Here is a 2,677-nt window from a genome sequence, read left to right on the forward strand (position 1 = left end):
TTTCCCAGACCAACAACCCCAGCCCAGGAAATCCGTCGGCGTTTTAAACTTCGCCGTTACTGACCCACGCTCCTAGGGGACAATCCGTTCCAGTCACAGACCTCGATCGCACTGAGAAGGACAACCTCACGGGCGAAGGCGGCGTCCCTGCAGGCTTTTGTGGCCGCGCGAATAGCGCGCTTCGCATCGCCCACGCTTCGTGTGATGGGAGCCTCGTACTGGTGAATCATTTGTATGCCTTCGTCCGCGCAGATTTGATGTGGAGGTCGAATGGAACATGCGCGGCGGCTGCGAAGAAATGACAATCTGGAACGCAATTCCATCGGAGTCGTCCAAAGCAGTTTGGTGACTACGGGATCAGTTCGCTAAGTACATCGGTGGCTCCAAGGGCTGTTGACATGTGCGACCGCGGTTTGTCGTAAGCTTCGGGTCGTCATGGCGGCTTCCTAACCGCCTGGTTCGGTGTTGGCGAAGTTTCCGCTCCGTGAGGTAACCGGAGTGCGAAACGGCTGGCCAGGCGCCTAGCCGATCAGTGGTGACGGGGTAGCCTCAAAGTGGTTGTGTCCGTGAGCATTGGAGTGCCTGGTGCCGAGAGATGCTATTGCTGTCCGCTGCCTTGAGCGACGTCACTCGGGGAGCAAGATTCGCAAGGCAGGCCGCCGGACAGATGACCACGGCCGTCAGTGGCAGCGTTATGAATGCATCTTGGCTTCTGGCCATGCGCACAAGTTCCAGGTCCTTGTTGGCGGCGCAGAGGTCCCAATTGTTCTGACTTCGCCGTCGCCGGCGTGTCCGGCACACCCCGGATCTGACATCGTGCGCAACGGTTCGTACGGGACGCTCGTCAAGAAACAGCGGTATCGGTGCACGACGGGGACAGGTACCGTCCACTACTTCACTCTGAATCTTCCGCGCGAGTACATCGGACAGTCCGAAGTCCATTGTCCGGACTGCGAGGAGCTCATTGGTGTCAATCGAGGGACCCAGGCCTCCTCACGCCGTGCAAAGTGGCCGGTTCGAGCAGTGCTTGAAGCCCTCAACGAGCTGTCGATCGGGGTCAGCTACGCGCAGTCATCGCTCAACGTTCTAGAGAAGACCGGGCACGCAGAGCGCCACGCGCTCAGCCATCGAGGATCTGCATCCCCCGACCGTCGCCCGATGACGTCTAGCGCCGCTGACGGTGCGGACGTTTGGCACCTCTCTGCCGATCTGCTGGAGCAATACGGTCCCGTACTTTACGACGACGTCATCGCAACTATTCGTGACCAAGAGCACATACAGCGTCTTGCAAATGACAGCGATCGAGCCAAGAGCGCGACTCCGGAGAAGCCGATCACTTTTGTCTTCGACGAAGTACCGATCTACGTCCGCCGGAAAGGCGGCCGGTCGCAGCTGGGCTGGACCATCCATAGCGTCGTTACGACCACATGGCGGCCCGTGGGCGACACTATTCGAAGGGAAAACAGGCTGCGTCTGGCCCGAGCGTTGCCTGGCACATCGACCGCGCAGAGCTGGAAGTACATCCTCACTGAACTAGGCGTCCGGCCCGACGTCGTCATCTCTGACTTCGGCAACGCGATTAGCGGCGCGCTCGACGCGGCTTTCAAGTCGGCCGAGATCACGAGGATCCCGAGTCTGTACCACTTCATCGACTTCATGCGTCTGATGCTCCGCGACACCGTCGGATTTAACGACGGCACGACCAGAGACCGGCGCCCCCGCCAAGAGTTCCGAGACCATCTGGCAAAACTCAGCCGCGACATGCTCGTCTCGGGCGGTGTCACCGGCTGGGCCAGGTGGTGGGACGAGTTCGAAGCGATCGCAAGGGCGGTCGGATCGCCACTGGCGCCGATCACGATCAGGCGTGGCCTCTACGAGCCTGCATTCGCCGACGCCATCCCGGCACTCATCGCGCAACCACACCTGCCGGCGTCTAACGCCGCGGTCGAGATCAAGAACCGCGATGTACTGAAGCCGATCCTGGCCGGACGGCAACACCAATTCCGAAACGTCGAACGGACCAACACGCTGCTCGATCTCGTCGTCTGTCGCGAGTACGGACTCCTCAACAACATGGACCGAATGAGGGAACTGATTCGAGCTGACAACCTTGCCCACGGAGGTTGGTCGACCAGGCGCCGCGGCTACGACGACCGGCAGCCGCCTCACGTCAACACCGACGAACGGGTATGGCGTTACGCATCGCTCCTGGACACAAGCCTTATCGAAAGGCTGTCTTCCCATGATCCAGAACGCTGAGCACCTGGCTTCCCACGGCACACTCCTGCCCGACGATGCCTCTGCAGCGGACGTGATGGTATGGGTCGCTCGCGCCCGGGAGTGCGCCGTCCAGAGATGCGAGCTCCTCCGATCCGAGTGCGAAGCCGTCGATGACAACCACAGATCCGAGCTCTTCAAGGCTTTCGCCCTTCCCGCGCAGGATCTATCGGAGCCAGGTCAACTAGCGACATTGGTCGGTGGGGCCATGAGGCTGCTGAAACCGACCATCACACCACGACCCGAGATCTGGTGGTGGCGCAATATCAACGCAGCGATTAGATCCGCACCCAGATGCAGGAAGGGAGCAGCATGCCCTGACTGTGAACCGTCCCGGTTTTCCTGCCGCTTTCTTTCTGGTGAAAGGATTCGGATATGCCCAAGAAACACCCAACAGAGG

2 protein-coding genes are annotated in these 2,677 nt (G+C 60.4%); one reads left to right on the top strand and one right to left on the bottom strand.

Annotated elements, in window-relative coordinates; translation table 11 throughout:
* Nucleotides 1-1,023: 1,023 nt before the first annotated feature.
* A complete protein-coding gene (locus QN357_RS18500; RefSeq protein ID WP_323502983.1) occupies nucleotides 1,024-2,259 on the top strand; it encodes a hypothetical protein in 1,236 nt (411 codons plus the stop codon).
* Between the two features lie 198 nt (nucleotides 2,260-2,457).
* Here the strand turns inward: QN357_RS18500 and QN357_RS18505 are convergent.
* Nucleotides 2,458-2,677: hypothetical protein (locus QN357_RS18505; protein ID WP_323505341.1), on the bottom strand; the 220-nt coding region annotated here is incomplete at its 5' end.

Origin of the sequence: Cryobacterium sp. RTC2.1, assembly GCF_035018685.1 — a bacterium.
Classification (GTDB): Bacteria; Actinomycetota; Actinomycetes; order Actinomycetales; family Microbacteriaceae; genus Cryobacterium; species Cryobacterium glucosi.